Below are 26980 nucleotides of genomic sequence, written 5' to 3' on the forward strand. Positions count from 1 at the left end.
GGACATAATCGGGAAATGGTAGGCATCAACATCCCTGAAGTCAACCGGTTAGGCGTGCCGGCGGGCGTGAAGGGACGATTTTGCGAACCTGCGCGGGTTTCGGGCAGACTCGCGGCAGGCGGCAAGTGTGCCGCAGCACGCCCACGAGGGGGAAGAGGCCGCGTGTTTTCCGTTGCATATTATGCACTTGCCGTACTGGTCGTGTTCGTCATCGGCCTGTGCGCGTGGACCCTGGCCCACCACCGGCGCCGGCGGCGCCACGGCGCCCTGCAAGACCTCATGGACCAGGCCGACCGCCTCGAGGTCGACCTGAAGGATTGCCGCGACCGCCTGCAAAAGGCGCACGCCGTCATGCAGTTCAGCCCCGACCAGCCCGCCGTGGGCGAGGTGGAGGCCCAGCAGGCGGTCGACTCGGGCCTGCGCGCCCTGCTCCAGCAGCGCCTCTGGATCCGCGACCGCGCCCCCAGCGCCAGCCAGCGCGAGCTGGATGAAGCTGTGGAGGCCCTTGTCCGCGCCCGCCACCAGCTGGAACCTCGCCTGCAGGCGCTGGACGATGCCCAGGCCGCCCTCGACACCGCCGTGCGCGAGCACTTCCAGCCGGATCGCTAAACCTTGCCCCAGCCCCACGTCATCCTTGCCTCCACGTCGGCCTACCGCGCCACCCTGCTCCACCGCCTGCTCGCCGAATTCACCCAGGCGGCGCCGGGCACGGATGAAGCCACGCTCGCCGGCGAGGCCCCGGCCGACCGCGCCAGGCGGCTGGCCGAGGCCAAGGCACGGGCCGTCGCCAGCCGCCACCCGGGCGCCGTCGTGATCGGATCGGACCAGGTCGCCGACCTTGCAGGCACGGTGCTCGACAGGCCGGGCACCGTGGCGGCGGCACACCGCCAGCTGGAAGCCAGCTCGGGACAAGAGGTGGTGTTCCATACGGCGGTCTGCGTCGTCGATGCCCACGGCGGCGCCCATGCCCACGTGGACGAAACGCGCGTCGTCTTCCGCTCGCTGTCGCGGGACGACATCGTGCGCTACGTGGAACGGGAGCGCCCGCTCGATTGCGCAGGCAGCTTCAAATGCGAAGGCCTCGGCATCACGCTGTTCGAGCGCATCCGCAACGACGACCCCACGGCACTCATCGGGCTACCGCTGATCGCCACGGCGCGCCTACTGCGCGCGGCCGGCATCGCCTTGCCCTAGCGCACGCCAGGCATCCATCCATACGACACAGGTATCCGGGTTCGCCGCCGGGCCGGGTACCGCCCGTGCACGTGCCTCGTAGAATGCGAAGCGGCGCCGCCCGCCGAACGCGTCGACGCGCCCCAGGGGCCGGATGATATCCACTCGTTGGCACAACGACCCCAGCCAAGCGCGTGTATCGCGCTCGCGCAGCGCCGTCTCGTCGACGGCGAGCACCACCGGCGTGCCGGCTCGCATCGCCAGCGCCTGCTCGTCGAGCGACCACGCACGAAGTTGCGGTGCCCTGCCGTGCTTGGCGTTGAGCGGGTTATCAAGCGAATACACCGGCACGTGCGCGCCCAGCGAGAAGCGCAGCTCGGCGGCTAGCATGAAGTTATCCGCCACGATGAGCGCGCCCGTGCCGCGGGGTGGCAAGGCCGCCGCCGCGTCGCGCCAGCCGGTGAAATTCGACGGGAATGCCTTCGTGCCGGCCAACGCCACGGCGCCGCGCGGCGATGCGGCAAGCCCGAGATAGGCGAGCCCCACGAGCAGGCCGGCACCGCCCACCACCAGCGAAACGCGCGCGAACACACGCATGCGGTGCGACGCGTGCGCGAGCCATGGCGGCAGCGCCGCGCACAGCAGGAGGTAGCCAGGCAACGGCCAGTGGGCACGAAAGCGCAGGTCGTCGGCGAAAAGGCCGAGGAGGAAATACGCGATGACGAAGGTACCCGCGAGCACCGCCAGCACGTCGAGCGGTGCACTGGCACGTCGGCGCCACGACCACCACAGGACGCACAACAACACCACGTAGAGGCATGGCGTGCACGCCACCGCCTGCTCGAGGGGCTGCACCAGGGCATCGGCGTGGAACCGCCACGGGTTTCGTTCCACCAGCTGGAACGACACGCCCGCGCCCCGTGCGGCGACGTTGTAGACGACGAGGGGCACGAGGCCCATGGCTGCCACCGCCATCGCGACCCAGAACCATGCGCGACGAAGGGCGTGGCGGCCGCGCGGCATGCAGGTGACGAACACCAGCCCGGCGAGCACGGCCATGCCTGCCCGGTAGTGCGTGGCCCAGGCGAGCGCGAGCCCCACGCCGAGGAGCAGGCCATCCCGTTTGCGATTTGTCTCAAGCGCACGTACCAGACCCTGCGTGGCCAGCACGATGGCGAACGTGAGCGGCACATCCGGCAGCGCGAGCACGCCCAGGCTGCCGACCAGGGGCAGGCACGTCGCAAACACCGCGGCCTGCCACGGCGCGGCAGGGCCGCCCCCTGCGCGTGCCGCGAGTGCGGCCACCTGCCAGGGCACGGCGGCACCCAGCAGCAGGAATGGCAGGCGCATGGCCAGCAGGCCGTGGCCGAAAACGGCCTCGGAAGCGGCGATGAGCCACGCCGTGGCGGGCGGCAGGTCGCTGTAACCCCAGGCCGGGTACAGGCTCTCCTGCCAGTAGAACGCTTCGTCACCAAAGGGCGACAGCGTGGCCGCTATGACCACCTTGCATGCCAGCGCGAGCACGAACAGAACGAGAAACGCGCCTCGCCACCGCCGCGCGTGCACCGCTACACTCGATGACTCAACCATCGACATGGCCAGGCCGGGGGGCACACGCAACGATCATGTCAGCCACTACTCCACTCAACGATGAAATGCTGCGCCACCGGCTGGACGCCGCGCTTGCGCAGGTCAATGGCGTGCTGCTCGGCAAGCCCCGGCAGGTGAATCTGGCGTTCGCGTGCCTCGTCGCCGGCGGCCACCTGCTGCTCGAAGACGTGCCCGGCGTGGGCAAGACCACGCTGGCCCACGCGCTGGCGGCCACCTTCGCGCTCGATTTCCAGCGGATCCAGTTCACCAGCGACCTGCTGCCGTCCGACATTATCGGCGTCAGCGTCTACGAGCGCGAGACGGGCGAATTCCGCTTCCATCCGGGGCCCATCTTCACGAGCCTGCTGCTCGCCGACGAGATCAACCGCGCCACGCCGAAATCGCAGAGCGCCCTGCTCGAGGCCATGGCCGAGGGCCAGACGACCGTCGACGGCACGACGCACGAGTTGCCGAAACCGTTTTTCGTGGTCGCCACGCAAAACCCGCTCGACCTCGCGGGCACGTTTCCCCTGCCCGATTCGCAACTCGACCGCTTCATGCTGCGGCTGTCGCTGGACTACCCCGACCCAGCTGCCGAGCGCGCCCTGCTCACGGGCGAGGATCGCCGCGACATGGTCGCCACGTTGCGGCCACGCCTCGACGTCGAAGCCATCGGGCAACTGCGCGCCGCGGCCCACGCGGTGAAGGCCACGGGCGCGCTGCTCGATTACCTGCAGGCGCTGCTGGCCGCCAGCCGCAAGCACAACGACGTGCGCGTGGGCCTGTCGCCGCGCGCCGGCCTGGCCATGCTCGCGGCGGCGCGTGCCTGGGCCCTGCTAAGCGGCCGCGACCACGTCATCCCCGAGGACGTGCAGACCGTGTTCGTCCCTGTCGCGGCGCACCGGCTGGTGCCGGGCCGCGGCAGCCACCGCGAGGCCATCGCACGCGCCATCCTGGCCGAGACGCCGGTGCCTTGATGGCAACGCGCGCGGCGCCGCGGATCCTGGCGTGGGCCGAGCGCCGGCTGCCCGCGCTGACCCGGTTGCGCCCGCTCGAGCCCCTGCCCGCCACGCTGCACCGTCGACGCATCTACATCGTGCCCACGGGTTTCGGGCTTGGCTTCGCCACGCTTCTCGCGGTGATGCTTGTCGGCGCCCTGAACTACGCGAACAACGCGGCACTGATGCTCACGTGCCTGTTCGGTGCCGCGACCGCGGGCAGCATGCTGGTGGCGTTCCGCGTGCTCAACGGCCTGGCGCTGGGTGGGCTGCGCTCCGGGACGGCACGCGTGGGCGAACGCGTACGCGTCTCGCTCGAGCTCTGGGCAAGCCAGCGCGAACGTACCGCCGTACGTCTCGATATCGGCGGCGCGGAGCACGTCGTCACGGTCCCCCCGGGTGGCAGCGCCACCGTCGAATTCGAGCTGGAAGGCGAGCACCGTGGCTGGCTGCCGCTGCCGCGCACCCGTGTCCATACACGCTGGCCGCTCGGCCTGTTCCGCGCATGGAGCTGGGTGCATCCCGACGCGGCCGTGCTCATCTACCCCCTGCCCGAGGCGAGCGGCCCGGCGCCGTTTGCACCGGAAGGCGATGCGGACCGCGGGCGGCCCCGTGCAGGCGACGAGCTTGCGGCGCTACGCGATTACCGGCCCGGCGACCCGCGCCGGCAAATCGCCTGGAAGCTGAGCGCGCGGCACCACGGCCTGCTCGTCAAGGACATGGAGCAGCCGGCGCCGAAGGAGGACTGGCGCCTCGACTGGGATAGCGTCCACGGGCTCGATAGCGAATCACGCATCGCGCGCCTTGCGCGCTGGATCGACGAGGCGCGCGACGACGGGCGCCGCTGGAGCCTGCGCCTTCCCGATGCGTTCTTCGATGTTGCGCAGGGCGATGAGCACTACCACCGGTGCATGACCGCGCTGGCACTGCGGCCATGACGCGCTTCCGCCTCTCCCTGGCACCTGCCATAGGTACGGAGCCAAGACTCGACGACCGCCCGTTCGACCTCCTCTGCCTCAGCATGGCATTCGTCGTCGGCGTCCATGCGGCGCACCTGCCCTGGTGGCTCTCCGCCAGCCTTGCCGGGCTGCTGGGGTGGCGGTGGTGGCATCGCCGTCGCGGCGGCGGCCACGTGTCGCGCTGGGTCAAGCTACCGGTGGTTGGCCTGCTCCTCGCCGTCGTGGTCGCGACGTATGGCACGCTCTTCGGGCGTGAGCCGGGTAGCGCGTTCGCGGTGGGGCTGCTGGTCCTCAAGACGTTGGAAACCGAGCACCGGCGCGATGCGCGCGTGGGCATCGCCTTCGGCGGGTTCGCCCTCATGGCCGCCCTGCTGTTCGACCAATCCATCGTTGCCACCCTCATCGTGGCGCTCGGCCTGGTGCCGTCGCTTGCCACGCTAAGGGCCATCGAACAGACCACGCCTGTATACGGTACGTGGCGGACGACGTTCGTGCCCGCGCTCGCCATGCTCGCCGCGTCCGTGCCCCTTGCGGCCTTCGCGTTCCTGTTCATACCCAGGCTGGAATCGCCCCTGTGGGGTGCCCCCAACCCGGGCCAGGCCGTGACAGGCCTGTCCAGCAGCATGTCGCCCGGCGAGATGGCCGAGCTCCTGGTCGATGACACCCCCGCGCTGCGCGTGACATTCGATGGCACGCCCCCCTTGCCCGAAGCTCGTTACTTCCGCGCCTACACCATGATGGCGTTCGACGGGCGCCAGTGGACGCAGGGCGGCAACCTGTACGCGACCACGCCCACGCCGCTGGAAGGCACGCCGCGCTTCCGCTACCAGGTGGCCATGGAGCCCACCCAGCAACGCGTGCTGCCCATGCTCGACATGCCCATGGCGGCTCCCGCCGACGCCACGCTCCGATTCGATCGCACGGTGGTGGCGAACGAGCGCGTCCGTGCCATGAAGGTCTACGACGCGGTGGCCGCGGTGGACTACCGGCTGGATGCCACCCTCGCGCCACTGGTGCGACGCGCCGCCCTGCAGCTTCCCGCTGGCATCGGCCCCAGGGCACGGGGCCTGGCGCAGGCCTGGGCCGATAAATACAACCACGACGCCTACGGCATCGCGCGTGCCGCCCTGTCCATGTTCCGCGATGGGGGCTACAGCTACACGCTGGCACCGGCCCCGCTTGGCGCGGACCGGATCGACGACTTCCTGTTCGCCACCCGCGAGGGCTATTGCGAGTACTACGCCTCGAGCTTCACGTTCCTGATGCGCGCGGCGGGTGTTCCCGCCCGCGTCGTCACCGGGTACCAGGGGGGCTATTGGAACCGGCTTGGCTCGTACCTGCTGGTGAAGCGGGCCGATGCGCATGCGTGGTCGGAGGTGTGGATCGACGGCCGCGGCTGGGTGCGGTTCGACCCGACGGGGGCCGTGCGCCCCGAACGCGTCAGCCTTGGCGCCTCGGCGGCCGCGAACGCCGGCGGTGGCAGCACGTCGTTCTTCTCGGGCGAATGGCTCCGCCAGGCTCGCGACCGCTGGGACGTGGTCAACCAATGGTGGAACGAGGCCGTTAACGGGTTCGACGCATTGCGCCAGAGCGGCATGCTGCAACCGTTTGGCATCCGGCGCACCGACGTGGGTGACCTGGCGCTGATACTCGCCGTGGGCTGCTCGCTATTGGTGGCCATGGCGCTCGGATGGGCGCTGTTCCAGCGACGTGAAGGCGATGCGTTGGATGCGTGGATGCGCCGGCTACAACGCAAGCTTGCGAAAGCCGGTGTCATTCGCCGTACGGGCGAAGGCCCGAGGCATTTCATGGCCCGGGCCGCGCGCTCGCTGCCCGGGCAGCGAAATGCCTTGGAAAGGTTGAGCGAGCTTTACTTGGCATCGCGTTACGCGCACGACGAACCGCCACCTGAACTGGTCAAGCAGTTCCGGCAACGGGTAAGGGAATTTCGGGCGCGCGGCGTGGTCAAATAGGTCATGGCGGCGGTTGTGCCCGTCGCCTCCAGGAGAGTGACATGTCCATGTACAAACCGTTGGCCGTCGCCGCTGCCACCCTCGCGTTGGGCGCCTGCGCCACGGTGCCGCAACCGCTGCAGGGCCAGTTCAACGACGTGACCACCAGCGGCGCCCAGCAGGGTGGCGCACCGGGCGCGAAAGTGCGTTGGGGCGGTGAAATCATCAAGACCGAGCCGGGCCCGCAGCAGACGTGCTTCTACGTTCTGTCACAGCCGCTCGACGACGAAGCCCGCCCCACCGCCAGCAAGTCGGAAAGCCAGGGCCGCTTCGTGGCCTGCCGCGATGGCTTCTACGATCCAGAGGTGTTCACCCGCGGCCGCGAGATCACGGTCACCGGCACGTTGCACGGCGCCGTATCGCAGAAGGTGGGTGATTTCGATTACGCCTACCCGCGCGTCGAGGCCGACGTGGTGTACCTCTGGCCGAAACGCGTGCCGGTCAACCGCTACCCGCCAGGCTTCTACGACCCGTTCTGGGGTCCCGGCTTCGGCCCGGGCTGGGGTCCGTACGGTTACGGCCCGTGGGGCGATCCGTTCTGGTACCGCCCGCGCACCATCATCGTGCGCCCGGCGCCGCCACCGCGCCCGCACAAGTGACGAGCAAAAAAGCCGGCGAAAGCCGGCTTTTTTGTGGCGCCCCATGCGTGGCATGGCTCAGCCCGGCGGCCAATGCATCTGCCGGCCCGCCAGCAGGTGCACGTGGATGTGGAAGACGGTCTGCCCGCCATGCCCGTTGGTGTTGATGACGGTGCGGTAGCCATCCTTCTCGAAGCCCTGCGCACGCGCGTAGGCCGCGGCGGCGAGCAACAGCTTGCCCAGTAGCGCGGCGTCGCCCGGCACGGCATCGTCGAGCGTCGCGATGGCGCGCTTGGGGATGAAGAGCACATGCACCGGCGCCTGCGGGTTGAGGTCGCGGAACGCCAGCACCTCGTCGTCTTCGTAGACGATATCGGCGGGGATCTCGCGGCGGACAATCTTGGCGAAGATGGTATCGGTCACTGCGTACTCCTTGGGTGGGGCTAGCCGAGCGACTGGCGGCTGCCGAACGCGTGGGCAAGCGTCCCGCGGTCGACGAATTCGAGTTCGCCGCCCAGGGGCACGCCGTGGGCCAGGCGGGTGGCGCGGATGCCGGCGGCTTTCGCCAGCTGGCCGATGTAATGCGCGGTGGCCTCGCCTTCCACGGTGGGGTTGGTGGCGATGATCATCTCCTCGACCTCGCCCTCACCCAGCCGCTCGGCGAGCAGCGGCAAGCCAAGTTCTTCCGGCCCCAGCCCGTCGAGCGGCGACAGGCGGCCCAGCAGCACGAAGTAGTGGCCGCGGAACCCCGTGGCCTGCTCGATCGCAGCGAGGTCGGAGGGCGATTCCACGATGCACAGCACATGGCGGTCGCGGGTGGCGCTGCCGCAGAGCGAGCACACGGGCGTCTCGCTGAAGTTGCGGCATCGCGTGCAGTTGCCCACGTCGCGCATGGCCGATTCGAGCGCCGACGCAAGGCGCATGCCGCCCTGTCGCTCGCGCTCGAGCAGGTGGAAAGCCATGCGCTGCGCGCTCTTGGCCCCCACGCCGGGCAGGCAGCGCAGCGCGTCGATGAGTTCGCCCAGCAGGCGGGAGCCGTTGCTCACGATTAGAACGGCATCTTGAAGCCGGGCGGCAGGTTCAGGCCCTGCGTGACGCCACCGAGGCGCGAGCGGCTCAGCTCGGCGATCTTGTTCACCGCATCGTTGACGGCGGCGGCGACGAGGTCCTCGGCCATCTCCGGGTCGTCCGCGAACGCCTGGCGGTCGATGTGCACGGCGCGCACTTCGTGGCCGCCTGTCATCGTCACCGTGACAAGGCCGCCGCCGGCGCTGCCGGTGATTTCCGTTTTCGCCAGTTCTTCCTGCGCGCGCTTCATTTCGTCCTGCATGCGCTGGGCCTGCTGCATCAGCTGACCGATTTGACCTTTCATGTTCCTCGCTCCACGGGTTTGATCGATTGGGGAATGACGCGCGCGCCGAAGTCGCGCTTGAGCGCCTGCACGAGTGGATCGGTTTCCATCGACGCCTCGGCGTTGGCCTGGGCATCGCTGGCGGCCTGTGCGCGGCGGTCGGCCGGCGTGTTGAGCGCACCGCCCTCCGCGACGAAGCGGAAGCGCACGCGACGGCCCAGCGCGTTGGAAACCTTTTCTTCCATCTGGCTGGTGAGGGGTTCCACGGCCAGGTGCATGTGTTGCGGCTGCAGCGCCATGACCATGGCCTCACCGTCCACGCCCCGCAGCGTGCAGTTCTGCGCCAGCTGGCCGATCGGGCCGCGCAGGTGGGCGCGCTCGACGATCTCGTGCCAGTCGGGCAGGCCATTGGCGCCCGTGGCGATGGGACGCGGGGTTGACGGAATGCTGGGGGCCGGTGCCGGCGGCGATGCCGGTGCAGGCGCTGGCGAAGGTGCAGGCGGCGCGACACGCGTTGGCGCGGCCTGTGCCGGCGACCCGCCGCGCTGCGGCCCTGCCTGCGCCTGCGGGGGCGCCTGGCGCGGTGCCGCGGGTGCGGGTGCGGGCGCCTGCGACGACCGCGGCCCGGGCGGCGCGTGGCTGCCTTCGGCCGGGCGGAACGCGTGCATGCGCAGCAGCACCATCTCGAAACCAATGCGCGCATCGGGTGCCATCGGCAGCTCGCGGCGACCGTTGGTGGCGATCTGGTAGTAGAGCTGGACGTCTTCCGGCGCCAGCCGCTCGGCCAGGCCCGCCAGCGCGGCATCGCTGTCGTCGGCGCGGTACCCCGGCACCAGCTGCAGCAACTGCACGCGGTGCAGCACCGTGGCGAGGTCGTCGAGCACGCCGCCGAAATCGGGCGAGAACGACGCGATGCGATCGGCCTCGGCCATCAGGGCCTCGCCGTCGCCGTTGGCCAGGGCTTCGAGCACGCCCAGCACCTGGCCACGCTCCACGCTGCCAAGCATGGCGCGGACATCGCCTGCGCGCAGCACGCCCCCGCCGTAGGCGATGGCCTGGTCGAGCAGCGACAAGCCGTCGCGCAGCGAGCCATCGGCGCCATGTGCGAGCTCCGCGATGGCTTCGTCGTCGTAGTCGATGGCCTCGGCGCCAAGGATGTGTTTCATCTGGCCCGAGATCTGTTCGGGCAGCAGGCGCTTCAGGTTGAACTTCAGGCAGCGCGACAGCACCGTGACCGGCAGCTTTTGCGGGTCGGTGGTGGCGAGCAGGAACTTGACGTGGGGCGGCGGCTCTTCAAGGGTCTTCAGCAGCGCGTTGAACGCCGGCTTGGACAGCATGTGCACCTCGTCGACGAGGTAAACCTTGAAGCGGCCACGCGAAGGCGCGTATTGCGCGTTTTCGATGACCTCGCGGACGTCGTCGACACCCGTGTTGCTGGCCGCGTCGATTTCGAGCAGGTCGACGAAGCGGCCGGCATCCACCGCCGTGCAGACGGCGCACTCGCCGCAGGGATCGGCCGATTCGCCGCGCTCGCAATTGAGCGACTTGGCGAAGATGCGCGCGATGGTCGTCTTGCCGACGCCGCGGGTGCCGGTGAAGAGGTAGGCGTGGTGCATGCGCCCGCTGTCGAGCGCGTTGGTCAGCGCACGGACCACGTGCTCCTGCCCCACGAGCTCGGCGAACTTGCGCGGGCGCCACTTGCGTGCGAGGACCTGATAGGACATGCGATCTACCTTGGGGCGACAGTGGATTGTGCCAAGGAGACGGGGCTGGCGAAAGCGCCGCCCTGGAAAGGCGATGACCCTGCCAGCCACACCCCGGCACCCGAATCATCCGCTACCGTTGCTTCCTTCCGGACCTGGCGGGGTTTACGGACTATCGTCGCGGGGGGACCGACAGGGCCACCATAAAGACGTAGACATTGAAGTGGCGGAGAGAGCGGGATTCGAACCCGCGATACGCGATTAACGTATACACACTTTCCAGGCGTGCTCCTTAAACCACTCGGACACCTCTCCGCACTGGTACTTCCCTTCCCCGGGATCCATCCCGGCAAAGAAGCGGAAGGATAACGGCAGGGCCGCGCGGAGACAAGCGGTATCAGCCCGCCGTGGGCCGGGTGGGTTCGGGCACGGGCAGGGCCAGGGCCTCGCCGGGGCGGGCGATGCGGTAGCCACGCGCCTGCAGCGCCTCGCCGTCGGCGGCGCTGCCGTAGTGGTATAGCGCCATGCGGGCGCGGGCCTCGGCGGGGTACTCCCGCTCCAGGTCGTCCACGCCCGTGTGCGAAGGGTTGCCCAGCACGCCGCAATCGTGGGCGATCAGCTCACCGGCGGCGCCATGCATGGCCAGGGCTTCGGGCACGGGGCGGGTATCGCCCGTGAAGACGAAGCAGCCGCGCAACGCCAGCCCGTACGAGGTGCCCTGCACGTGGTGGCGCGTGGGGAACACATCGAACCACAGGCCCGCGTGCCAGAAGCCACGCGTGCACGGCACCAGGTGGAAGGCCTCCCAGTAGTTCACGCCGCCCTCGGCCAGCGCGCCCGGGTAATCGGCCACCCTGCCCTGCAACCACGGCAGCAGGCCGGCGTGCAGGAACACCTTGGTGCGGCCGCGCAGCGCCTCGTCGAACCACAGGCGAAAGAACAGGCGCTCCATGCCGGCCACGTGGTCCATGTGGGTATGGGTGATGTAGAGGGCCGCGGGTGGCTCGCCGTAGGTGGCGACGTAGCGGTCGAGCGTGTCGGGGCCGCAGTCGACCAGCAGCAGGGGCGTGCCGTCCCGTTCCAGCACCACCGCCGAGGAACCCAGTTCCACCGCGTGCGCGGCGCCCGTGCCGAGGAAGCGAAGGTCGTAGCTCATGCGCGGAACGCCTCGTCGTAAGCCTGTTGCAGGGCGGGCCACAGCACCTCTTCAAACATGCTGCCGCCCTCCGCCGCCCCAACCTTCACCAGCGAGCGCTTCAGCCGCGCCAGGTTGCCCCTGCGCCAGCCGAAACGCGGCGTGCGCAGGCGGCCGCGGTCGAAATCGATGAGGAACAGGCCGTCGGCGTTCACGAGGATATTGTGCGCGTTGAGATCGGCATGGCGGACCCCTTCGCGGTGGAAGCGTGCCACCAGCTGGCCGGTGCGGCGCGCCAGCGCCTCGTTGAACGCGCCTTGCGCCACGCATTCGGCAAGGGTGCGGGCGCCGGGGATGCGCAACGTGATGAGGTCGGCCGAATAGCGCAGGCCGTGGCGCACGTGCCGTGCCGCCACCGGCGGCGGCACGGGTAGCCCACGGTGCGCCAGCTCGGCCAGCAGGCGGAACTCGCGTGAGCTGCGCGTGCGCCCGGCACCGGTGAACAGGTAGCGATCGCCCAGCAGGCGCGCCACCATGCCGCCACGGCGATAATGGCGCAGCACGGCTTCGCCGGCGGGCGTATCGATGATGGAGACGCCCCCGCGGCCACCGGGTTGCGAGCGCAGGGCACCACGCCCCGCCCATGCCTCGGGCGAGAACCAGTCGGCGTCGACTTGAGCTGCGCGGCCTGCGTCGAACAGAATCGTGCCGCCCGCGGCCTCCGTTACTCTTTGGTCTGTCATTTGCTGGGCCGCCCGCCTGGCAGCCTCCTATCCGGTAACCCGATCGTGAACAGTCTAGCAAGCCGCCCGCTCCCGCCGGGAGATTCCAGTCTCTGCATCCTGCGTACGTCGGCCATTGGCGACGTGACCCATGTGGTGCCACTGGTCCGCACCCTGCAGGCGGCGTCCCCGTCCACGCGCCTCACCTGGGTCGTCGGCAAGCTCGAACAGAAGCTCGTCGGCGACCTCCCCGGCGTCGAGTTCATTCCGTTCGACAAGGGCAAGGGCCGCGAAGGGATGCGTGCCGTCCGCGAGGCCCTCGCCGGCCGCCGTTTCGACGCCCTGCTGCACATGCAGGTGGCCCTTCGCTCCAACCTGCTCAGCCTGGCCGTAAAGGCCGACCGGCGCATTGGCTACGACCGCGCGCGGTCGAAGGACCTGCACGGGCTCTTCGTCAACGAGCGTATCGAAGCGCGCACGGGCGAACACGTGCTCGATGCCATGGCCAGCTTCATCGAGCCACTGGGCCTGGCGCAAACCGAGGTGCGCTGGGATATCCCGGTGCCCGCGGATGCCCACGCGTGGGCCGCCGAACAGCTGCCGGGCGAGACGCCCACCCTGCTGGTCAGCCCCATGTCGAGCCACACCGTCCGCAACTGGCGCGTGGAACGCTACGCCGCGGTTATCGACCACGCCATGGCCCGGGGCATGCGCGTGGCGCTGGTGGGGGGCCCCTCGCCCGCCGAGCGCGCGCTGGCCGACCAGATCCTCGCCGCGGTGAAGCATGCCCCCCTCGATCTCACGGGCAAGGACACCTTGAAGCGCTTCATGGCCCTGCTGGGCCGGAGCCAGATGATCCTGACCCCGGACTCGGGGCCGATGCACATGGCCAACGCCGCGGGCGTGAAGGTGCTGGGCCTGCATGCGGCAAGCAACCCGAACCGCTCGGGCCCCTACTCCGACCGCCGCTGGTGCGTCGACCGCTACGACGCCGCCGCCCGCAAGTTCCTGGGCAAGCCGGCGTCGGAGATCGCCTGGGGCACCAAGATCGAGAAACCCGGCGTCATGGACCTGGTCGAGGTCCCCGACATGGTCGAGCGGCTGGAAGCCTGCGCCGGGTTCCTGGCCCTGCCGCTGGGGCGTTGATCAGAACGCCGGCTTCGCGCCGTAATCCTGGTACGACTTCTCCTCCACGAGGGTGGAGCCGAGCTTCATGTTGATCTCGCGCTTCACCGCGGCACGCTCGTCGTTCTCGAAGTACACCGAGCGGGCGAGCTGGATGAAGTCGTTATCGAATTCCTGCGCCTTTTCCTTCACGCGGATGCGGTCCTCGATATCCCACAGGCGCTTGTTGACGGCGAGCAGGCGCCCGGTTTCGTCGGCGATATCGGTCTTCGACGCGGCGTGGTTGGCCCAGGTGGTTTCCAGCAGCTCGAGCTCGTTGCGCACGTTGGCGAGCTTGGCCTCGTCGCGGATCTCCTGCAGCTTGATCTGGAGGATGGTCATCTTGTCGATCAGCTCGCCGAAAGATACCGGGGTCTCGATCACGCTCATGGGGAATCTCCTTCAGGTCAGGCGCGGGAGCGTAGCAGTTTTGCCCGCCACGCTGCGCGCCTATACGCCCTGATAACCCGTGCCCGGCGATGCTCTGCCCACCACCGCGACCGGCCGCCGCACCATGAACCAGCCGTCCGTCCTGATCGCTGGCGCAGGGCCCACGGGCCTGGCCGCCGCCCTGCTGCTAGCGCGGCGGGGCATCCACGCCCGCATCGTCGACGCCGCCGGCGCGCCCGCGCCGCACTCGCGCGCGCTGGTGGTGAACCCCCGCACGCTCGACCTGCTCGCCGGTACGGGGGTCACCGAGCGCATGGTCGACGAGGGGCGCGACGTGCGCGGTGTCCGCTTCCATGAAAACGGCAAGGAACTGACGCACCTGGAGGCGGGCCACTTGCACCCTCGCTACGGCCTCACCGTGTTGTCGCAGGAACGCAGCGAAGCGTTGCTCACGGCGGCGCTCGCTGACCTGGGTATCCAGGTCGAGCGCGGCGTCCAGGCGGCGCTGGTGTCGCAGGATGCCGGTGGCGCCGATGTGCAGCTGGGCGGCGGCGAAGCGGCCCGATTCGATGCGGTATACGCGGCCGACGGTGCGCACAGCGCGTTCCGCAAGGCATTGGGCATCGATTTCCCTGGCTCGGCCTTCCCCGAAGAATGGCCGCTCTTCGACGTGCCCATGGACACGCCGCTCGACCTCGACCACGCGCATATCCTTTTCTTCCCCGACGGCATGGCCTTCGCCCTCGCCCTCGACCGGCTCGTGTGGCGCATCATCGCCAGCGTGCCGGATCCGTTGTCACGCCTGCCCGAAGGCACGACGCATGGCGAGCCCGTGTGGTCCTCCCGGTTCCGCATCGCGCACCGCGTGGCGCCGCGTTGCGCGCTCGGCCGTGTCGCACTGGGCGGCGATGCGGCGCATATCCATTCGCCCATCGGCGCGCGTGGCATGAACCTGGGCATCGAGGATGCAGCGACCTTTGCCATGCGCCTGGCGGGCAGCCAGGGCGCAACCGCGGTGGCGCTCGATGCCTACCATCGCGAGCGGCACCCCGTGCATCGCTCGGTGGTGCGACGCATCCGCGCGATCACGACGATGGCGCGCGGCCATAACGCCGCGCTGCGCATGGCGCGCCATGCCCTGCTGCCTGCGGTGGCCCACGTGGATGGCATGCGGACGATGATGTTGCGAACGGTGGCGGGGCTGGACCACCCGCCGCCGGCGGAGTGATGCCTTAGAGCGATACGGCGCCGAACGTATCCAGCAGCAACACGATGTTGAGCGAGAGCACCGTGAGCGCGGCAACGACGGCCAGCACCGTCGTTCCGCGCGCGATGCGGAACCGGCCCATGATGCGTTCGCGCGCCGAGAACCATACCAGGGCCACCATCGGGAACGGCAGCGCGATGCTGAGCGCCACCTGGCTCGCCACCAGCGCGCGCGTGGCGTCGACGCCCGCCAGCACCACGGCGAAGCTCGGCACCATGGTCACCGCGCGGCGCAGCCACAGCGGGATACGGAAATCGACGAAGCCCTGCATGATCATCTGCCCTGCCATCGTGCCCACCACCGAGCTCGAAAAACCCGAAGCGATCAGCGAGAGGAGGAAGATCGTCGCCGCCGCACCACCAAGCAGCGGCACCAGGGTCTGGTAGGCCGTCTCGATCTTCGCCACGTCGGGGTGGCTGCCATGGAACGCGCCCGCGGCCATCACCACCATGGCCAGGTTGATAAGCCCCGCCACTGCCAGCGCCAGCACCACCTCCAGGTTCGACAGCCGGATGATGCGTTCACGTTCCGGATCGGTGCGCGGTTTCACCCGCCGCTCGGTAAGCCCGGAATGCAGGAATAGCGCATGCGGCATCACCGTCGCGCCAATGATGCCCACCGCAAGCGCCACCGCCATGCCGTCGGGCAGGTCGGGCTTGAAGATATGCAGGCCCACCGCCGCCCAGTCCACCGGCGCGATGAAGATTTCGACGAGATAGCAAAGCCCGACCACGCCCACCAGCGCGCCAATGCTCGTCTCTAGGCGCCGCGCGCCCCTGCCCTCCAGCAGCAGGAGGCCGTACGTGACGATGCCGGTGATGGCCATGCCCACGAGCAGCGGCATATGGAACAGCAGCGCCAGCCCAATGGCGCCGCCCAGGAACTCGGCGAGGTCGGTGGCCATGGCCGCCAGTTCGCTGACCACCCACATGACCCATACCAGCGGCCGGGGCAGGTGCAGGCGGCACAACTGGGCCAGGTTGCAGCCAGTGACGATGCCAAGGCGCGCGGACAGGGCCTGGAACAGCATGGCCACGAGGTTGGCGAGCACCACCACCCAAAGCAGCGCGTACCCGTAGCGGGCACCGGCCTGGATGTTCGTGGCGAAATTACCCGGGTCGATGTAGGCCACCGAGACCACCACGGCCGGCCCGGCGAACGGTGCCAACGCGGCCAGACCCCGGCGCCGGCCCTGCAGCACTTCCTGCATGGCCTGGTCGTCGCGTGCCTGCCTGACTTCCTCTCTCACCCAGCCGCCTGCGTGTACGCACATCGCGTTCACGTCGATTACAGCCCCCGCCGCGTGCATGGGGCGTGGATGGCAGGCCCTGCCGCGGCTTCGCAATGCATCCACGCGCAGCATCTTATACGTCGACGACCCAGGAGCCGCCATGACCACCATCACGCGCCACATTCCCCGTATCACCGGCTTCACCGCCGCCCACCAGGACGACATCGGCTATTGCGTCCTGGCGGAACTGGATACCACGCCCGACGAACGGTGGCTGGGGCTGTTCGCCGTGCGCTGCGAAGAGGGGTTCGCCCGGCATACCTCGCCGGATATCCGCTGGGCGGACGGCCGCATCTGGTTCCGGGTGCCCTCCGAGGACCTGGTGGCCGAGTACGCCCGCCTCACCGTCCAGGCCGTGAATGCCGCCGGCCAGGACGAAGCGGAAGAACAGCAACGCGAACTGGAACGGGCACAGGCACTGGCCCGCAAGGCCCACGACCTCGACGCCCTGCTCAATGGCGTGAACGCCTCGCTGCCCGGCTGGATGGCGGACCAGCGCACAGCCTGAACACTCCGTCTCACGGATTGCCGAAAATGTGCTTCACGTCCGTTTCCGGCACGGCCGGGGCGGGCACGCTAAAGACCGCGCGACGTCCGCCGATGTTTCCCGCATAGCCAAGGAAACCCACGATGCCGGTCCAGAACGCCCGCCACCAGAACCTGAAAAAGGTGCTTGCCCAGCTTAAGCGGGAAGGCATCGTGGGGTTCGCCGACCAGGCCGAGCACCTGGGCAATGTCACGCCCGGCAAACTCTCGGCCATGGCCCATGGCGCCCCGATCGACGTGCTCTTCTCCGAGCACGTGGAATGGGTGCTCCACCGCCGGCGCGGGTGGATGGACGAGCTCCACGAGGACGACCCGCTCGAGGCGTGACGGCAAGGTGCTCTCACAGGTGGAGGTCCACCTCGAAGAGGCTACTCCGGTTGAGGTTGCGCTCTAGTTCCACCGCGCCGCCCTTCGCGCGGTAGATGTAGGTGTCTTCCATCACCTGCCGTTCCAGGACGAGGGCTGCGTGCGCGTAGCGCCTGGTCCAACCGCATCCCTCTTCCATCTCCATGGTTCTCTTCAATGCGGAGAGAAACCGGACGCTGCGATCGATGGTCGCATCAACGCCCTTGTAGGTATTTCGACCCGACGTATCGTCGTGGCGGTTGATATCAAGCGCATGTGCCGCCTCATCGTTCACGGCACGAGCAAGGCGGACAAGCTCTCGATCACCGTTGAACGACTCCTCAAGCCAGATGCGGGATCGCTCGTCCAGCGAATCATCGAGAATCACGAGCCGGCTTCCATCCAACTGAAGGTCATAGTCAGCGTCAACGAGGTCAGGCCGGAGCACGCGCATCTTTTCAGTCACCCCACCGAGGCGAAGAGCGAACTCTTGCATGGACCATGCGATGGCCCGCTCATCGTCAAGGATGCCCTGGTACCGACGCTCCATTCGCTGGGATTGGGGCGAGGCCTTCATCCGATCCACCTCCTCGAAGTAGCCCCCAGACCTGGGTGGCGGGGCAAGCAAACGGGAAGCAGCCGTCGACCCGATCACGGACGATTTCCTCGATAGGTTTCTTTGCAGATGTGGACGAACGAGGGCTGGTGTTCGTTGCCGCCGTCAGTTTTGAGGAGCGCGCGTACGTAGGTGACGTCCCAGTATTCGGGTTTGCTGGACGTGCGATGGACTCGTACGGGCCCCATCACCTTGGGCGTCCGACACGCACTCAAGGCGAGGCGCCCGGTGAACTGGCCGTTCGCATCCGTAACGCCGGAAATGGAACCGACAGGGTAACGCTGTTCGCCGTCGCCAAACTCGACGGCAGTAACTTCCACAAAGGTGCCGGGCTGGATGACGACATTCCCGTCCTGGTCGAACAGCCCAACCGTGAGGTCAAGCTCGCGTGCGGCGTTGGCGCCTTCGGGGATCAGGTGGGTAATTCGCTCACGGCTCTGAAAGCTCGTGACTTGCGGGTAGATGGTGGTGCCATGCGCGTGGGCACCGAGCGAGCAGATGCCAAGAAGGGCAGCAGCAAGTCGTTTCATGTTCACTCTCCGTCGCAGTTGGATCGGAAGTGAAGGCTAGGTTGACCAGAGGTGGAGTACACCGCCGATTTGGCTCGTTGTTGCGTAGGAATCTTGCGCGGCGACGCTGCGGGCGATGCCGACACGGTGTAGGCGCCGCGCTATGCCGTACAGGAAAGCCGAGATGCTCGCGCAGACAACCTTTGACACTGCGACGCGCCCCGACGCATACTCGTCGGCGACAGGTAAAGCCTGGGTACACCGCGACACCCACGAAGGCCTCGTAAGCGCGATCTAAGCGCGTCGGCCCCAGGGTCTGTCATTTTTCCCGAAAGGCCTCCGACAGGGGGCCTTTCGCGTCTCTGCTGTCAGGAAGATCTAGCAGTGCACATCTACACGGACGAGAGCGGCGACCTTGGCTGGAACTTCGAACCGCCTTTTGGCAAGCGCGGCGCGTCGCGCTACCTCACGATCTTCGCTGCATGCGTGCCGGATGAGAAATGTCGGCAGCTGGATCGTCTGGTGCGCGACATGTACACGGCCAGTCGCTGGAACACGAAGCATGAAAGGAAGTGGACCGATGCGAGCGAGCCCTCACGCCGCCACTTCGCGAGGGAGGCGGCACGTCTCTTGAGCAGGCATGCAGATATTTCGTATCGCGCGATCGTGGTCTACAAGCCGAATGTGGAGGAATACATCCGCACGGACTCGGACATGCTCTACAACTACATGATGAAATCGATGTTGCTGGAAGAGATGGCAAGGCACGACACGGTGCATCTGATCCCTGACAACCGATCGGTGAAAGTGGCTAGTGGCAACTCGCTGCACGAATACTTGCAGACCGAGCTTTGGCTTACGCTTGGCGTACGAACGAGCTTGCATACGCGTAGCACCGACAGTGGGCAGTGTCGCGGCTTGCAGTTCGCGGACTTCATGGCGGGTGCCGTGAACGCGAAGTTCGAGTACGGCCGAAGCGACTACCTCGATACCCCTGGCCTGAAGGTCGATATCCAGCGTCTCTACTTCCCTGGCCTGCCCCATCAGGCCGCCGCATGACCATCTCGATACAAAAACAAAGGCCCCGCATTTCTGCGAGGCCTCGGTTCTAAAACTGGCGGAGAGGGTGGGATTCTCACCCTAACCCACTTTCACCCGCTAAACGCCGTCGTTTTCCGCCTGGGTCACCGGGAGGGTTTGACCTCTCGGGTTGACCTATCGAGCCCGAACGATATCACGTCGAATAACGTGGGACGGACCCGGTTGGACGCGAGACAGCCATCGGTCAGGCGGACGGATTCCCTATTCGCGCGAGGAGGTGTCGAAGCAGCTTCTCTTTGGCGAAAAGCTTGAGGCACCACGGGCTATCCCGCTCCGGACGCCACCGCATCAGCCGGCCGACTCGTCCGTCTCCCAGGTCGAGGTAGGTCGGCTTTGTCGTCTCTAACCAAACAGTGCGGGGACGCTTCCAATCGACCAAGTGGTGACCTGAATACGTTTCGTCGAAGCTTTCGCCGATTCGATCCTTGTGAGAGGCCAGCAGCAGCATTGTTGACCCCGGCGTTTGCTGTGAACGCCTTGCGACCAAAAGGTTCTCATAGCTCATCCGCTCGCGCGGTCTAGTCCAATCCGTTCGCCAAGCAGGATGAGGTGACCAGACAATCAGATCGGCTGTGAACGGCAGCTTGGGGTCTGGCAACGCATCAAATATCGCAATGTTGGACACGAAGGGTGAGGCATCCACGATCCAGATCATGCGCTGGTAGAAAGCTTCCCTGCTACGCATCTCTTCGATCTCCATCTTGGAGTGCTGAAGCTCGATGACCAGGCCGTCGGGCAGTCGGAGGTCCGCGATATGCTTTTCGCCGTCCGGCGCGAACATCACCTGCTCGTGGGTCTCCAGAGGGAAAGCGGCTTTCCAGGAACGATGCCATGGGCCCTCATTTTCCCACCATGGATCACACACTCGCCGTCCAGCGTGAGCCCAGTGCCACATGACGATTTCCCCGCACTTCGCCACAGCTGGACGTCCGCAAGCCTGGCACTCGCCTTTGAGACCAGGCGCGGGAAGTGAACGAACCCCATCAACGACCGCGATTTCCATTGAAGATTTGGCCCTCAATGCTCGGTCGAGTAGCGAGGATCTCGCTCATCTAGGCACATGAAAGTAATCTCCGCCTCCCCGCACCCCCCGTGAAGCATACATTCACGGGATGTTTCGCTAACCAGCTTGAGCTTCTTTCCTTGCCTGGCGCAATAAGCGTTTCCTGCCTTGAACGCATCGCCCTTGGCTCCAACGGGTCCGGAGAAACCCACTCGTTCCGACACCATATATGTGTCCTTGCCAGTTTGCTGGACACCGGAGCTCGCACATCCGGCCAATGCCAGCAAAGCGATTGCCAATGGGATCAGTTTCATCGTTTTTCCCTGACTTTTTATTTATGCCGGCCAATACATCCGCTTCAGCGGAACCAGCCTCTTGGTCTCGCTGTCCGTTGCCTCGTAGTGTTCCACCAGGGTCCGCACCAATGTGTCCAGATTCCAGAGAGTCAGTGGGACGGTGGCCCGCTCGGCTTCGTAGAGAGCGTCTTTGGTGAAGCCACCTGTGCTGACATACAGACCCCGGTCGTCCTTGTGGCGTCCGCCCAGGAAGCTCCGGATCTGCGGGCTGCCCATCTGGCCGCCACGGTGCTTCACCTCCACCACGATGCGCGGGTTTTCGAACCCGAAGCCGTCCGGCGAAGCAATGATGTCCTTACCCCGGTCCGCACCCACGGGTGACACCTGGGTCTTGTAGCCCATGGCCCGGAGAATGCCGGCAACCAGCTGCTCCATGTCCCGGGGGCCAATGGCACTGACGAGGTCCTTGATGCGCTCCAGGGCCGCGGTCTGGATGTCGGCGTAGGGGTCGGCCAGCTCCTCGTCCTGAAGGTCGGCGACCACTTCTTCCAGAGGTGCCACCGCGGGTTTGGGCGTGCCATTGAGCCAACTGGTCAGCTCGCCTTGGGCATGGGGCGGCAAAAGAAAAACGGTCAGGGTGCTGCCCAAGCTGTTCTTGGTCGGCAAGGACAGCTCGTCACGGTCCAGCTCCCGAGACTGCCACTCCACCGTCCGCGCCAGGGACATGCCCTCCTCGGACCATTCAGGATGGTGGACGCATTCCCCCGTGACCCGACCCACAAGGTAGGTTCGGTTGGAAGGGGAATAGGTAATGACCCCGTCCCCAACCCGGATCTCGTTGACGAACCGCCAGACCTGGGAGGCACCGGAAATGGCCGTCCCTGACTTAGCATTCGGGCGAGCTATCCTGTAAAGCTCGGTTAGGCGCTTCCGATCCACCCCAGGCTTGGCCTGGTCGGCGATCTCACGCCAACCAATCGCGGCCACCCCCCCGGTCCCGAAACAGGTCATAGAGGGCACCGCCCTCGCCGCGCACCATCCAAAGCCGTTCCATGTCGCTCTCCGAGTGACCCATTTCCGGGTGTGTCGAAGATTATGAAACGTTTCTTCGACCGATTCACTTGGCCCACACCGCTCGACGTGCGATAGATCGACTACGCCCAACATTCACAACCGCAAGATGGACTCGGGTGGACCATCAAACCGCCTTGATCCCCAGCGATTCGTCGAATGGCCCTCCTCTCCTTCTGTATCCAGCCCGGTGTGTTGCCCGACGAGCGGCTATGGGTCGAGCTCGCCCTCTTCGACGTCGTTGCGGTGGACCTAGGCACCCGATTCGAAGCGGAGCGCCGGATTGCGACCGCGCTAGCCCGGTTGCCGCACCGGAACCTCGCACATGCCCATTGGGTGTTCGGCCCCGAAGGCCAGCGCCTCCGTCCAGATGCGGAATCGGGCCACCACGCGTTTCGATGCCACGCGTTTGACGTGTTCTTTCCCAGAAGGCTTGGCCATGACGCCGGCTTGGCTGACGGCTTGACCGAACTGGTCACGCGGTGGCGATTGCGTGGCCAGCCTGGCTACCTTGTCGGCGGACGCGCCCTAACCTGGGCGAGTGAGGCGTCACGCGGGTAGTGACGCGGCCTCTCACGTCGAGCGCATCGCCACTTTGGAAGGTCGGTTAGCGCAGCATCTGCGGAGCGGGCTGTTGAGCTTGCTGGACTTGCTCGACCGACTGCGCCTGGGTGACCTGTTGGGCCTGTTGCTGCGCCTGCTGCTGGGCCTGAAACTGCTCCATGGCCTGTGGCCATTGCGCGCTGCTCTGGGCCAGCGGGGTGTGGACCGCCTCGGTAGGAACGCTGCTGCGTAGGTCGAACAGGTGGTCGTTCCTCCCCTGCGGGGTCTGGACCGCCCAGAGGCGTTGACCGTCCGTGCTAAGGGCCACTTGGTCAATGCGTTCCAGGCCGTCGCGCCGTGCTTGGACGGCGGCCACCCCCGCCAGGTTGTCGCTCAACCCGTCCGGGGTTCGGCCTAGGGACGCGTCCAGCTGATGGACATGCGAACGAGCCTGGCAATAGAGAGCATTATCAGGGTGGGCCGGATCGCTAAGGAGCACGGGCGCGGCCAGCGGCGGCGCGCCCGGCTGGGTCACCCCGGGGTGCTGGCTGGCCTGGAGCGCCTGCTGGGTCGCCACGCCCGCCACGGCATCCGCTTGGAGGCCGTGATCGTGCTGGAAGGCGCGGAGCGCGGCGGCCGTCTGCGGCCCGAAGTGGCCGTCGGGGGCGGGGACCAGGCCGTGCGCGTCCTTGAGGTAGCCCAGCTCACCCAGCTGTGCCTGGAGGGCGCTGACCGCGGCGCCCTCGCTGCCCTGGCGAAGCGCCCCGCCGGCCGGGGTGTGATGGCCATGGGCTCGCTCGGCCGCGATGGGCAGCGTCACCTCGCCGCGGGCCAGCCCTGCCATCACCTCCGGCGTCAGCTTGGCTTCCCAAGCGGCCGCGTGCCCCTTGCGCTCGGCGAGCCCCTCGTTGCCCTTGTTGATCACATGGGTGGCCTTGGCGACGTCCTCTTTCGCTGCGTCCGGGATGTTCGTCTCCCAGAACTTCACCGCGATGCGTGCGGCGATCTCCGGCTCGGCCGCCAGCTCGGGGTGGTGAACCAGGTCCAGTCCCAGGGCGTTGCCCATGACCTCGTAGTTGCGGTGGCCCGTCAACTGGATGTAGCCGCGGCCTCGGTAGAGGTAACCCTCCCCCGGGGCATTGTGTTCCTTGCCCCCATACATGAGCTCGGCCAGTGGCTTAGGGTCGCCATTCATCGCGGCCTTATGCGCGGCGGGGCCGTCGGGACTTTCGCGGGCGGACCGGACGGGGACGGTGTCCAGACCCCGGGGGTAGCGAAACCCTTCCTCCAGCTTAGTGAGCCCACCTGATTCGTGGGTCACCTGCGCCATGAAGTTGGCCAGTTCCTTGGGCGAGGTCATCCCGGCAGCGTAGGCGGCGGCAAGCAGGTCGGCTTCGCGTTGAGTCGTCATGATTCAGTCCTTTGAAGAAGAAGTTACAGGGCGTCGGGCACCAGTTTGGCCAGGCACTGGTGCTTGGCGCGCTTACCCGGCGGGATCGCCACGGCGGCGGTGACGTCGTAGGGGTCCCCGTTACGCTGGTCCAGCGGGTCGAGGAACGCGCCGGCGTGGTAGTCCACATCGCAGTTTTCGTATTTGTCGCAGATCTTGAGCTTCGTGCAGATGACCTTTCCGTCGCGTTCGTAAACGTAGTAGGTCGCCTCCGAATACGGCGGCCGGGGATAGGACTCGGTGCGGATGGTCACCGCGGCCGCCGCCGCACAGGCTGATCCAGATAGGGCCATGGCCAGCAATAGCAGCCAGGCGTTCCCACGTGAACGGAGGGTCATTCCAATATCCTTGTCGGGGAGATCCAAGGTTCCGATGGTGCCCGATGCTCGGGCCATCGCCAAGCCCGTTGCCTGCGCCGAATCGGATACAAAGTATCCGAACCGTCGCTGAGATGACGCCAGCTTTGTCGGCGCTCACGCCAGGCTCCTCTGCGTCCTCCAGATCGCTGGGACGCGACGGCGGCACGCTGGCGTGGCGGAGGGATCCTCGCGCCAGCGAACCGTTGAACGCGCAACCTTGGCTACCGTCGGACCACGACGACTCGGATTGACAACGCGCCCGCTTCCCCTAACGTAGGCTATGCCACATGATCGACCGCCATCGCCCTTATCCTCTGTCAGCGACCGCGTGATCGCCTCGCGCGGGCTCGCCCGCGCCAAACCGCCTGCGCCGATCGATCGTTGGTTCGATCGCACCTTCGCGGCCATCCTTGGTTTCTTTGTGCTTTCGCTAACGGGGCATGTCGTCGGATGGTATTAGGCGCGGACCTGGTGAACCACGTAGATCAGCATGCCTAGCCCGTTACAAGCGAGGGCGGCTTGAATGAGCCGATTCGCGGCAGGACTGGCGGATGATCGCCACACGCGCCGACGGATCAGCGGAATGAGCGCGCTGGCGAGGACGCCCACCATGGCCACCCCGACCACCGCCTTGCTGGCGTTGTGAACGAGATACGCAGCGTAGCCGAACAGCAACAGCAGCACCGAGAAGAAAAAGTTACGGAACTCCGCGGTCCGCATGGGGCGCTCGGGGACGACCAGCTGTGCGACGAGTGTGCGCCCGGCAAGCAACGCCGCCAAGCAAGGTGCCGCAAAGGTAGCGTAGTTACAGGCATCATCGAACGATTGCGCGAGCCAGAATGCCACGAACGTCCACGTTAGTTGACAGGCTACCGCAACCAAAAAGCCGAGGATCAGACTTCGCCTGCCGAACTCCGTCCGTTGCTGTGCTTTCCAGATGAGCCAACGTCGCCGCGGCTGCCGCTTCATCTCCCAGGCGGTGACACCATAGGCGGCCGAGAACAGGGCGGCTCCAGCGATCTGAAGCACCACGACAAACTGTTGAACCTTGTCCAGCATGGGGAGTCTCTTCTGCCGCGATCCGGGATGGGTTATTTCGGCTGCGCGGCTGGTTCCTTGAGCGAGGCTGCTCGGAGCATCATCGGACGCGGACTGGACCGAAGTTCGGACGGTGGCCGTTTCAGGGACGGCCCAGCGCCACGACCAAATGCCGGAGCGTCTTGGCCCCGGATTTCTCCAATACCCCCCGCACGTGCGTTCGCGCTGTGCTTTCCCGAACTCCGTCCAGCGCGGCGTGCTCCGCCACGCTCCTGCCGGCCATGATGGATTGGAGCAGCCGTGTTTCTGCCGGCGTCAGTCCCCATTCCCGGGCGCGCTGGGCCACCGTCGGTGGCGACACGGGCGGCGCAGGATCCAGCGTCACCACGACATCGGCGCCCAGAGGCAAGCCGCGGGTAGACGTGCCCGAGGCCAAGCGACCCAACCACGCTGTGGAGCCCTCGCCGGCCAGTCGGACCAGCGGGAGCACGCTGACCGTCAACTCCATCCGACGCACCCCGAGCATGCGGAAGCGCAGCGCCTGCCGGCTCAAGGTGACCGAGCGGATCAGCGGTTCCAGACTGGACGCAAAAGGTGAGGCCCCCTCTTGCCCCAGGTGCGGCCGGCGCAGCCGATCACCCAGCAGGCCCACTGCTTGTCGGTTGGCATGGAGCAGCCGGCCGCGCGGGTCGAAGAAGACCAAGCCCTGATCTAGTGTTTCGACGACCTGCTCGCCCAAGCCGGCCGCGCGGCGCAAGCCCTCTGCCCGCACCAGTTGATTTGCCCAGCGTGCCAGGTGCGGAAACCACCGCCCCAACTCGGCGCGCTTGGCGCCTTCGAACCGCGGGCGACCGACGACGTGATTGAACACCAGGTGGACCAAGTGGTCGTCCTGGCGCAGCACATTGCCGCCATAGATGTAACGGGGCCCGAGCGGAATGAGGAAATCTTGGTAGAACTCATCCTGGGCAACGAACTTGTTGTCAAAGAAATCGTGGCACGCCCCACCCTCGCCCAGCGGTCGGCGTGTGCCCATGTCCTTGCGCGGATCGATGTTTGCGTAGTGCTCCAGATACGCTTGCTCCGCTACCGCGATATGGGGACTGGTCACCAATGACACGATCGGCTGCCCCGTGGATTCTTGCCAGCCAACCAGATGGATGCCATCGCAGTCGAAGTGCTGATTGATCGCACGAAGCGTATCGGGGACACGTTCGGGCGAGAGCACGCTTTCGTAGAGGTCACCCAGCAAGGTGAGGTCGCGGTCGGGATGGGTTTGCCATGTGGTCATGCGCTATCCGTAGCAGACGGCGCCCAAATGCGCCTCCTCAAACCTGTGGAGGCGGACAGTATTCGCCGTCCCTACGCTGGTCAAGTGTTCTCACTTGGCCCACAGGGGGGCTCCATGCGCATCCATCCGTTTGCCTTTGCCACACTGTTGCTGACCGTGCTTTCCCCTGCCCACGCGGCGACCCATTACCTCACGATCGTCAACGATGATGCGGTGTCGGCGCTGGCCATCGAAGCCACACCCCACGGCTCGGAGGTGCCTTCGGTGTTGGACACCGCCGGCGCGCTTCAGGGCGGTCGTGCCGGGCAAGCGACGGTGAGCTTTCCGAGCGGAGTGTGCGTGGTGACGCTCCGGGTGACGTATGCGGACCGCGGGCCGCTGACGATCACGGACTGGAACGTATGCCGCCAGAGCGTGATTTACCTGGGCCAAGCGCGCCGCGCTGGGCTGCGCCAGTTGGCCGATGCCAGCCCTTGAGG

Annotated in this window: 30 protein-coding genes, 1 tRNA gene and 1 other RNA gene; 12 read left to right on the forward strand and 20 right to left on the reverse strand. The window is 67.0% G+C overall.

Annotation, left to right across the window (positions count from 1 at the left end):
- Positions 1-162: 162 nt before the first annotated feature.
- The gene (locus tag VI08_RS01665) at positions 163-609 is read left to right on the forward strand and encodes a hypothetical protein (protein ID WP_045827806.1); all 447 of its coding nucleotides are present in this window, start codon (positions 163-165) and stop codon (positions 607-609) included.
- Between the two features lie 3 nt (positions 610-612).
- Positions 613-1194, forward strand: coding sequence for a Maf family protein (locus VI08_RS01670; protein WP_045827807.1), 582 nt, complete (start codon positions 613-615; stop codon positions 1192-1194).
- On the opposite strand, the gene VI08_RS01675 is transcribed toward VI08_RS01670, so the two are convergent.
- A complete protein-coding gene (locus VI08_RS01675) occupies positions 1162-2697 on the reverse strand; it encodes an ArnT family glycosyltransferase (protein WP_198148813.1) in 1536 nt (511 codons plus the stop codon). The two genes, VI08_RS01670 and VI08_RS01675, sit on opposite strands and share 33 nt — an antisense overlap.
- A 101-nt stretch (positions 2698-2798) precedes the next feature.
- On the opposite strand from VI08_RS01675, the gene VI08_RS01680 reads away from it, so the two are divergent.
- The 4 genes from VI08_RS01680 to VI08_RS01695 are packed head-to-tail and all read left to right on the forward strand — an operon-like array spanning position 2799 to position 7331.
- On the forward strand, positions 2799-3740 hold the full coding sequence (locus tag VI08_RS01680) for an AAA family ATPase (protein ID WP_045827808.1): 942 nt from the start codon (positions 2799-2801) through the stop codon (positions 3738-3740).
- On the forward strand, positions 3740-4699 hold the full coding sequence (locus tag VI08_RS01685; RefSeq protein WP_045827809.1) for a DUF58 domain-containing protein: 960 nt from the start codon (positions 3740-3742) through the stop codon (positions 4697-4699). The genes VI08_RS01680 and VI08_RS01685 overlap by 1 nt, the downstream gene beginning before the upstream one ends.
- The gene (locus VI08_RS01690) at positions 4696-6693 is read left to right on the forward strand and encodes a transglutaminase TgpA family protein (RefSeq protein ID WP_045827810.1); all 1998 of its coding nucleotides are present in this window, start codon (positions 4696-4698) and stop codon (positions 6691-6693) included. Before VI08_RS01685 ends, VI08_RS01690 begins: the two co-directional genes overlap by 4 nt.
- Before the next feature lie 41 nt (positions 6694-6734).
- Entirely contained in the window at positions 6735-7331 is a 597-nt protein-coding gene (locus tag VI08_RS01695) for a Slp family lipoprotein (protein ID WP_045827811.1), read from the forward strand.
- Positions 7332-7388: 57 nt separating this feature from the next.
- Here the strand turns inward: VI08_RS01695 and VI08_RS01700 are convergent, their stop codons facing one another.
- From VI08_RS01700 to VI08_RS01730, 8 genes are all read right to left on the reverse strand, one after another.
- Complete coding sequence (locus tag VI08_RS01700; protein ID WP_045827812.1) at positions 7389-7733, reverse strand: histidine triad nucleotide-binding protein; 345 nt, start codon at positions 7731-7733, stop codon at positions 7389-7391.
- Positions 7734-7753: 20 nt separating this feature from the next.
- Complete coding sequence (gene recR, locus VI08_RS01705; protein ID WP_045827813.1) at positions 7754-8356, reverse strand: recombination mediator RecR; 603 nt, start codon at positions 8354-8356, stop codon at positions 7754-7756.
- A 2-nt stretch (positions 8357-8358) separates the two neighbouring features.
- On the reverse strand, positions 8359-8682 hold the full coding sequence (locus VI08_RS01710) for a YbaB/EbfC family nucleoid-associated protein (protein ID WP_045827814.1): 324 nt from the start codon (positions 8680-8682) through the stop codon (positions 8359-8361).
- Positions 8679-10385, reverse strand: a complete 1707-nt coding sequence (gene dnaX / locus VI08_RS01715) for a DNA polymerase III subunit gamma/tau (RefSeq protein ID WP_045827815.1) — start codon at positions 10383-10385, stop codon at positions 8679-8681. Before dnaX ends, VI08_RS01710 begins: the two co-directional genes overlap by 4 nt.
- A 77-nt stretch (positions 10386-10462) precedes the next feature.
- Positions 10463-10559: signal recognition particle sRNA small type (gene ffs / locus VI08_RS21110), an RNA gene on the reverse strand.
- Positions 10560-10588: 29 nt separating this feature from the next.
- Positions 10589-10679: transfer RNA gene (locus VI08_RS01720), tRNA-Ser, on the reverse strand.
- Positions 10680-10761: 82 nt separating this feature from the next.
- Entirely contained in the window at positions 10762-11520 is a 759-nt protein-coding gene (locus VI08_RS01725) for an MBL fold metallo-hydrolase (RefSeq protein WP_045827816.1), read from the reverse strand.
- Positions 11517-12242, reverse strand: coding sequence for a 3-deoxy-D-manno-octulosonic acid kinase (locus VI08_RS01730; protein WP_045827817.1), 726 nt, complete (start codon positions 12240-12242; stop codon positions 11517-11519). Before VI08_RS01730 ends, VI08_RS01725 begins: the two co-directional genes overlap by 4 nt.
- 45 nt (positions 12243-12287) lie before the next feature.
- Here VI08_RS01730 and VI08_RS01735 point away from each other — a divergent pair, with 45 nt between their 5' ends.
- A complete protein-coding gene (locus tag VI08_RS01735) occupies positions 12288-13367 on the forward strand; it encodes a glycosyltransferase family 9 protein (protein ID WP_232309417.1) in 1080 nt (359 codons plus the stop codon).
- On the opposite strand, the gene VI08_RS01740 is transcribed toward VI08_RS01735, so the two are convergent.
- Positions 13368-13775 (reverse strand): DUF6165 family protein, encoded by a 408-nt coding sequence (locus VI08_RS01740; RefSeq protein ID WP_045827818.1) that lies wholly within the window; start codon positions 13773-13775, stop codon positions 13368-13370.
- 79 nt (positions 13776-13854) lie between these two features.
- Between VI08_RS01740 and VI08_RS01745 the strand changes: the two genes are divergently transcribed.
- Complete coding sequence (locus VI08_RS01745; protein WP_052697620.1) at positions 13855-15003, forward strand: FAD-dependent oxidoreductase; 1149 nt, start codon at positions 13855-13857, stop codon at positions 15001-15003.
- 4 nt (positions 15004-15007) lie between these two features.
- On the opposite strand, the gene VI08_RS01750 is transcribed toward VI08_RS01745, so the two are convergent.
- Entirely contained in the window at positions 15008-16291 is a 1284-nt protein-coding gene (locus tag VI08_RS01750; protein ID WP_198148814.1) for an Nramp family divalent metal transporter, read from the reverse strand.
- Between the two features lie 142 nt (positions 16292-16433).
- Between VI08_RS01750 and VI08_RS01755 the strand changes: the two genes are divergently transcribed.
- Positions 16434-16841, forward strand: a complete 408-nt coding sequence (locus VI08_RS01755; protein ID WP_045827820.1) for a hypothetical protein — start codon at positions 16434-16436, stop codon at positions 16839-16841.
- 122 nt (positions 16842-16963) lie between these two features.
- Positions 16964-17206, forward strand: coding sequence for a hypothetical protein (locus VI08_RS01760; protein ID WP_045827821.1), 243 nt, complete (start codon positions 16964-16966; stop codon positions 17204-17206).
- Between the two features lie 13 nt (positions 17207-17219).
- On the opposite strand, the gene VI08_RS01765 is transcribed toward VI08_RS01760, so the two are convergent.
- Positions 17220-17801 (reverse strand): hypothetical protein, encoded by a 582-nt coding sequence (locus VI08_RS01765; RefSeq protein ID WP_157006235.1) that lies wholly within the window; start codon positions 17799-17801, stop codon positions 17220-17222.
- A gap of 74 nt (positions 17802-17875) precedes the next feature.
- Entirely contained in the window at positions 17876-18370 is a 495-nt protein-coding gene (locus tag VI08_RS01770) for a hypothetical protein (protein ID WP_045827823.1), read from the reverse strand.
- A 363-nt stretch (positions 18371-18733) separates the two neighbouring features.
- On the opposite strand from VI08_RS01770, the gene VI08_RS01775 reads away from it, so the two are divergent.
- On the forward strand, positions 18734-19408 hold the full coding sequence (locus tag VI08_RS01775; protein ID WP_045827824.1) for a DUF3800 domain-containing protein: 675 nt from the start codon (positions 18734-18736) through the stop codon (positions 19406-19408).
- A 226-nt stretch (positions 19409-19634) separates the two neighbouring features.
- Here the strand turns inward: VI08_RS01775 and VI08_RS01780 are convergent, their stop codons facing one another.
- From VI08_RS01780 to VI08_RS01810, 7 genes are all read right to left on the reverse strand, one after another.
- Positions 19635-20231 (reverse strand): hypothetical protein, encoded by a 597-nt coding sequence (locus VI08_RS01780; protein ID WP_052697621.1) that lies wholly within the window; start codon positions 20229-20231, stop codon positions 19635-19637.
- Positions 20232-20467: 236 nt separating this feature from the next.
- The gene (locus VI08_RS21115) at positions 20468-20767 is read right to left on the reverse strand and encodes a hypothetical protein (RefSeq protein WP_084621169.1); all 300 of its coding nucleotides are present in this window, start codon (positions 20765-20767) and stop codon (positions 20468-20470) included.
- 21 nt (positions 20768-20788) lie between these two features.
- Entirely contained in the window at positions 20789-21736 is a 948-nt protein-coding gene (locus VI08_RS01785) for a restriction endonuclease (protein ID WP_232309420.1), read from the reverse strand.
- A 691-nt stretch (positions 21737-22427) separates the two neighbouring features.
- A complete protein-coding gene (locus VI08_RS20675) occupies positions 22428-23774 on the reverse strand; it encodes an XVIPCD domain-containing protein (RefSeq protein ID WP_052697622.1) in 1347 nt (448 codons plus the stop codon).
- A 23-nt stretch (positions 23775-23797) separates the two neighbouring features.
- Positions 23798-24151: a hypothetical protein gene (locus VI08_RS01800; protein WP_045827827.1), complete on the reverse strand. Its 354-nt coding sequence runs from the start codon at positions 24149-24151 to the stop codon at positions 23798-23800.
- A 477-nt stretch (positions 24152-24628) separates the two neighbouring features.
- Positions 24629-25231: a hypothetical protein gene (locus tag VI08_RS01805; protein WP_045827828.1), complete on the reverse strand. Its 603-nt coding sequence runs from the start codon at positions 25229-25231 to the stop codon at positions 24629-24631.
- Positions 25232-25352: 121 nt separating this feature from the next.
- Positions 25353-26501, reverse strand: a complete 1149-nt coding sequence (locus VI08_RS01810; RefSeq protein WP_045827829.1) for a helix-turn-helix transcriptional regulator — start codon at positions 26499-26501, stop codon at positions 25353-25355.
- A 114-nt stretch (positions 26502-26615) separates the two neighbouring features.
- On the opposite strand from VI08_RS01810, the gene VI08_RS01815 reads away from it, so the two are divergent.
- Entirely contained in the window at positions 26616-26978 is a 363-nt protein-coding gene (locus tag VI08_RS01815) for a hypothetical protein (protein WP_157006238.1), read from the forward strand.
- Positions 26979-26980: the final 2 nt, after the last annotated feature.

Source organism: Luteibacter yeojuensis, assembly GCF_000964085.1.
GTDB classification, from domain to species: Bacteria; Pseudomonadota; Gammaproteobacteria; order Xanthomonadales; family Rhodanobacteraceae; genus Luteibacter; species Luteibacter yeojuensis_A.